Genomic DNA, 5554 nt, shown 5'->3' with positions numbered 1-5554 from the left:
ATTTATATTAAATATAAATTTATCATATTTCGTAAGATAAAAACCTGAGCATAATTTTTTAAATTCGTTTCCGTATATATTCGTATTAAAATATTCATATTCGATGTTGTTTAAATATAGATAATTTGCAATGACATTTTCTTCATATGTCATCTTATATTCATTATCAAGACTTATAATTCCTTTATTAAAAAGATAGTTCTGCTCGTCTTTTTTATTTTCAAACTGTAAAAAGCTTATATATTCCTGATAATAGTTGATTATAAAATCATACATTGCAAAATATTCGTTTGTCTTTAATTTTATATCTATATATTCGTTTACGAATTTTGCAATTGTATCTTTATATATACTTATATCGCCACTGTGTACATTATCTATAATATCTTTACCAAGTTTATGGAAAGTACATACATTTATTTTTTCTTTTGTTATTTTTGAAATTCTATCAATAAGTTCATCAGTTGAAGAATTTGTAAAACTCAGTACGAGTATTTGCTCAGGCGGAATTTTTTCTTCCTGAATCAAATATTTTATTCTTGCAAGAATTGTTGTAGTTTTTCCGCATCCTGCTCCCGCAATTGCAAGTATATTTCTTTCTTTGGAATTTACGCACTCTATTTGTTCTTCATCAAGTTTTTTATTTTCAATTTGTGTTACTAAATTAATATTTCCCATCATAAAATTTATTATATCACGTTTACAAGTAACACAAAATGATAATCTTCATATTATAAAGTGTAAAACAAATAAGAACATAAATTTAGGAGGAATAAAAAGTGGAAGAAAGAAATACAAGAGGTGTGGAATGTCTAATTGTTGATAAGGTGTATGACGGATGTTCAAAAAAAGAATGTATGCAAAATATGCCTTTTGAACTTGAATTAAATGGTGATTTATCTGATTATACATTCCTTTATGCTCAGTTTGGTGCTTCTGAAATAGAGCATTATGAATGCGAACCATTCTTCACAGAAATGGATGAATGTCATGCAAGATTAAAATGCGTTGTTGCTATCCCTATTTATGCAGTACTTAGAAGAAAATGCGATTGCTGTACTATTACGGTACCTGCAAAACCAATGTGCGGAAATACCGTTCAATCCGATAATAAAATTAGAATACCTGTAAGCACAATATTTGATTTAAACAGAAAATTCGTAAGACAAGGAAGATTCTCTCCAGTAAGTGAATGTTTTGTTGAAGCAAATTGTGTAAATAAAACTTGTGGTAATCAAATTTCAATGACTCTTGGTTTTGTTATTGTAGTTAATGCAATATCTAAAGTAAGTCTTAAAGTTCCAACATTTGGTTACTGTGAACTTCCTGACGAATGCAGAGAAGAAGAATGTGCTCCAAACTTCTGTGAAACTTTTCTTAATGAAGATATTTCAGCATTTGGGGACTTTTTCCCAACAAGTGGTTCATGCAATAGTTGCGGATGCGACGACTAATTTTTATCCAACATAAAAAAGACGAGATTTTATCTCGTCTTTTTTAGTTTTTAAATGTATTTAAGTACTCAATAACTTCTTTTGGAACTTTAAAATTGAACTGTATTTTATTAATTTCGAATGTTAAATATCTTGAATCTTCATAAGTTAAGATACGGCCTTTTTCTTCAAATTCATAATCCGCACTTTCTTCTTCATCTTGATTCTTTGTTGAATATAAAATAAATTCTAAATCTACCTTTGAGTCTTTAGGTAAATCTTTCATTCTCCATTCTTCTATTTTTAGACTTGTTATAAAATCTTCAATATTATTGTGTCCCGAAATTAAATCTAACCTTTCCTCATTTTTCATTACATCAATTCTATCGGATTTTTCGATGTTTGAGCTGTATTTAGTCATGTCTACATCTTGCTGTTGCGTAAAGCCACAGCCGCATATTCCTATTAAAATTAATATTGATAAAATTGCTGTTAAAATTTTTTTCATAATAATTTCCCCCTAATTAATAAGGTTATTTTAGATTTTCAGGGTTTAGTCCTTGTAATTCTTCCGGTATAAATAAACCGTTTTTTCTGATTAGTACATCGTCAAAATAAATTTCTCCGCCACCTTTTTCTTCTGTTTGGATTAAAACAAGGTCCCAGTGAAGTGACGATTTGTTTCCGTTATCGGCATCTTCATAACAACATCCTGGTGTGAAGTGAATACTTCCTGATATTTTTTCATCGAATAATGTATCAAGCATTGGTTCGCTTATATATGGGTTAATTCCAATAGCAAATTCACCTACATATCTTGCTCCTTCGTCAATATCAAGAACTTGATTGATTCTTTCGTTATTGTTTGAAGTTGCTTCAATAATTTTTCCGTCTTTAAATGTTAGTTTAATATTATCATATATAAAACCTAAATGGTCGCTTTTTGTGTTATAAGAAATAGTACCGTTTACGCTGTCTTTTATAGGTGCTGTATAAATTTCTCCGTCAGGAATATTCATATTTCCACAGCATGGAACAGCAGGCATTCCTTTTATTGAGAATGTAAGATCTGTTCCTGGTCCTACTATTCTTACTTTATCTGTTTTTTCCATAAGTTCTTTTAATGGTTCTACTGCTTTTGCCATTTTAGAATAATCAAGACAGCAAACATCAAAGAAATAATCTTCAAAAGCTTCTTTGCTCATTTTTGCACTTTGAGCCATTGAATTGTTTGGATATCTTAAAATAACCCATTTTGAGTTGTCTACTCTTTCTCTTAAAACAGGTCTTAATACAGATGATTGAAGAGAAATATTTTCACTTGGAACATCGCTTAATTCACTTGCGTTTGCGCTGCAGCCTACGCCTATATAAGCATCCATTCCTTTCATTTGATATAATTCATAATCATTTTGGAATTCTAACTGTTCTTTGCTTACTCCCATTAATATTTCTCTGTTTACACTTGAGTCAGTAAGTTTAAGATAAGGGAAACCTCCTGCTTTGTAAACTTCCCTTACAAGTGCTTTTACAAGATCTCTTGTATCTTCTATTCCGCCTGCATTTATTAAAACTTTTTCACCTTTTTGAACGTTGGTTGAAAAAGTGACTAAATTATGTGCTAATTGTTCTATTCTTTTGTCCATAATTGTTATGCCTCCATATGCAATATTGTTATATAATATTTTACCATATTTTATTAATATTTATTATAGATATGGAAAAGAAATTTTATTTTTGATAAAATATAATAATACAAAAAATACAAGGAATGGATAATTATGAAAGAAAATATTGTAATTGGAAAGATTTTTAATGTACACGGTATAAAAGGAGAGTTAAAAGTTCTTCCTTTAACTGATGATATGAATAGATTTAAAGAGCTTAAAAGATGTTTTATAAAAGGAAAAGAATATAATGCGGTATCTGCAAGAATAAACAAAAATCATATTATTTTAAAGCTTAAAGAAATCGACGATAGAAATATTGCTGAAAAGTTAAAAAATAATTTTATAGAAGTATTAAGAGAAGACAGTGTAGATTTAGATGAAGGTGAATATTTTATTGAAGATTTAAAAGGGCTTAAAGTTCTTGATGAAAACGGGGAAGAAATAGGAGTAATGGTTGATGTTTTAACTCCTGCCGCAGTTGATATATATGTATTTAAAATAGACGGAAAGGAACAAATGTTACCTGCTTTGGAAGAAAATATACTTGAAATAGTTGAAGATGAACATATTAAAATAAATAAGAAAAATTTAGTTTATTAGGGAGAACACATGATTTATAATGTACTTACGCTTTATCCTGAGATGATAGAAGCATATAAAGATGTGGGCATTATAGGAAGAGGGATAAAAAACAACAAACTTGAAATAAATGCGATAAATATAAGAGATTATTCAAAGGATAAACACAGAAGAGTAGATGATGAAATTTACGGGGGAGGAGCAGGAATGCTTATGAAAGCAGAACCTGTTTATGACTGTGTAACGGACATAAAAAAACAAAGAAATGTTCCCGTTATATATTTTTCTCCAAGAGGAAAAGTTTTTAACAGTGCTCTTGCGAAAGAATATGCAAAACTTGATGAAGTTATACTTTTATGTGGTCACTATGAAGGAATCGATCAGAGAGCCATAGACCTTTGTGTAGACGAAGAAATATGTATAGGGGATTATATTTTAACAGGAGGGCATATTGCGGCAATGGTATTTATGGATACAGTAAGCCGATATGTTGACGGAGTTCTTGGAAACAGTGAAAGTTATAAAAACGAGAGTTTTGAAAATGGAATGCTTGAGGCAAGTCAGTATACAAGACCAGAAGAGTTTATGGGGCTTAAAGTTCCACCTGTTTTACTTAGCGGACATCATAAAAAAATAGAAGAATATATGAATGAAGAAGCACTGAAAGAGACAAAGAAAAGAAGAGAAGACTTGCTTTAAAAAAGCTGTGGATTTCCACAGCTTTTAAAATATTTCGTTTTCTGCTCTTCTTTGATACATTTCTTCAAGTTCGCTTTTATGATATAAATATCCTTCATCATCATAATATCTTGCACCCATAGGGCATTTTTTTATACATGCACCGCATTTTATGCATATATTATTATACTTTGCTACGTTGTCTTTATCTATTGAACCCATAGGGCAGACTTCTACGCATAACTTACAATTATCACATTTATGATTTACTTTTGGAAGTACTTTTCTTATATCTATAAAATTTCCTTTTCTGTCTCTTGGTTTGTAATATGTACGTATAGGGTTTTCTCCTTTTACATTTACAGGTGAAATATCAGTTATTTTTTCTTTTTCTATTCTTTTTAAAATTAAATCACATAATTTATCTACTTCTTTAAAATCTTCACTGTCCGGTCTTCCTTTTGCAAGAGTATATGAAAAAGAATGTTCTCCTACAAATGCTCCGGCTGCAATAGAATGAAGGTTGTTAAATTCCAAAATGTTTCTAAGTTCAATTAATGAATCATCATAATTTCTATTTCCAAATAAAACTATCGGAACGCATAAAGCATTGTTCCCTTTAATGTTGTTTGTTATAAATGGAAGCAGTATGTTTGGAATTCTTCCTGCATAAGTAGGTATTCCAAAAATAAGAAGTTCATCACTATCAAATTCAAAATTTTTTTCTCTTTCATTTTTGTTTGCAAAGTTTATTATATTGGTTTCTATTTCTAAATTTTTACTTAATTTATCTACAATATATTCACATATTTTCTTTGTTGTATCAGTTGCACTAAAGTACATAGCTGTTATTTTATTTATTTTCATGGCTTTCTCCTTATAGGATTTTTTTTAGATAAATCATATCTTTTAGTTTTATGTTATCTTCGTGTATTTCATGGTCGTAATTATTTAAAAAGTAATCTTTTATTCTTTTAACAGGTTTAAATCCAAGGCTTTGATAAAATTTAAGTGATTTTTTTGTTTCTCCTGTTCCTACAATCATTACACTTGCTTTTTTCTTATACATTTCAAAAATAAATTTAATTAGCTTTGCTCCGTATCCTTTGTTTTGATACTCAGGTAAAATGGAAATATTTTTTATTTCAAATATTTTGCCGGATATTCTTTTTATACATATTTGACCTATAATAT

8 protein-coding genes are annotated in these 5554 nt (G+C 29.2%); 3 read left to right on the top strand and 5 right to left on the bottom strand.

Annotated elements, in window-relative coordinates; genetic code table 11:
* The coding region (locus FGQ49_RS09995; RefSeq protein ID WP_171020685.1) for a UvrD-helicase domain-containing protein at positions 1–681 on the bottom strand (681 nt) is incomplete at its 3' end.
* A 98-nt stretch (positions 682–779) separates the two neighbouring features.
* On the opposite strand from FGQ49_RS09995, the gene FGQ49_RS09990 reads away from it, so the two are divergent.
* Positions 780–1454 carry a hypothetical protein gene (locus FGQ49_RS09990; RefSeq protein ID WP_138269725.1) on the top strand — a complete coding sequence of 225 codons (675 nt, stop codon included), beginning with the start codon at positions 780–782 and terminating at the stop codon, positions 1452–1454.
* Between the two features lie 43 nt (positions 1455–1497).
* Here FGQ49_RS09990 and FGQ49_RS09985 read toward each other — a convergent pair whose 3' ends face one another.
* Positions 1498–1941, bottom strand: coding sequence for a hypothetical protein (locus FGQ49_RS09985; RefSeq protein ID WP_138269724.1), 444 nt, complete (start codon positions 1939–1941; stop codon positions 1498–1500).
* Positions 1942–1966: 25 nt separating this feature from the next.
* A complete protein-coding gene (locus FGQ49_RS09980; RefSeq protein WP_195323114.1) occupies positions 1967–3082 on the bottom strand; it encodes an aminopeptidase in 1116 nt (371 codons plus the stop codon).
* A gap of 132 nt (positions 3083–3214) precedes the next feature.
* Here FGQ49_RS09980 and rimM point away from each other — a divergent pair, with 132 nt between their 5' ends.
* Both rimM and trmD read left to right on the top strand, forming a co-directional pair.
* Positions 3215–3703, top strand: a complete 489-nt coding sequence (rimM, locus tag FGQ49_RS09975) for a ribosome maturation factor RimM (RefSeq protein ID WP_138269722.1) — start codon at positions 3215–3217, stop codon at positions 3701–3703.
* Between the two features lie 9 nt (positions 3704–3712).
* Positions 3713–4381 carry a tRNA (guanosine(37)-N1)-methyltransferase TrmD gene (gene trmD, locus FGQ49_RS09970; protein ID WP_138269721.1) on the top strand — a complete coding sequence of 223 codons (669 nt, stop codon included), beginning with the start codon at positions 3713–3715 and terminating at the stop codon, positions 4379–4381.
* Between the two features lie 24 nt (positions 4382–4405).
* On the opposite strand, the gene FGQ49_RS09965 is transcribed toward trmD, so the two are convergent.
* Positions 4406–5227, bottom strand: coding sequence for an EFR1 family ferrodoxin (locus FGQ49_RS09965; protein ID WP_138269720.1), 822 nt, complete (start codon positions 5225–5227; stop codon positions 4406–4408).
* A gap of 10 nt (positions 5228–5237) precedes the next feature.
* A partial coding sequence (locus FGQ49_RS09960; RefSeq protein WP_138269719.1) for a GNAT family N-acetyltransferase occupies positions 5238–5554 on the bottom strand: 317 nt, incomplete at its 5' end.

Origin of the sequence: Anaerofustis stercorihominis (assembly GCF_005844425.1) — a bacterium.
GTDB classification, from domain to species: domain Bacteria; phylum Bacillota; class Clostridia; order Eubacteriales; family Anaerofustaceae; genus Anaerofustis; species Anaerofustis butyriciformans.
Note: the sequence above shows the minus strand (reverse complement) of the source record. Positions and strands in the feature narration are given on the sequence as shown.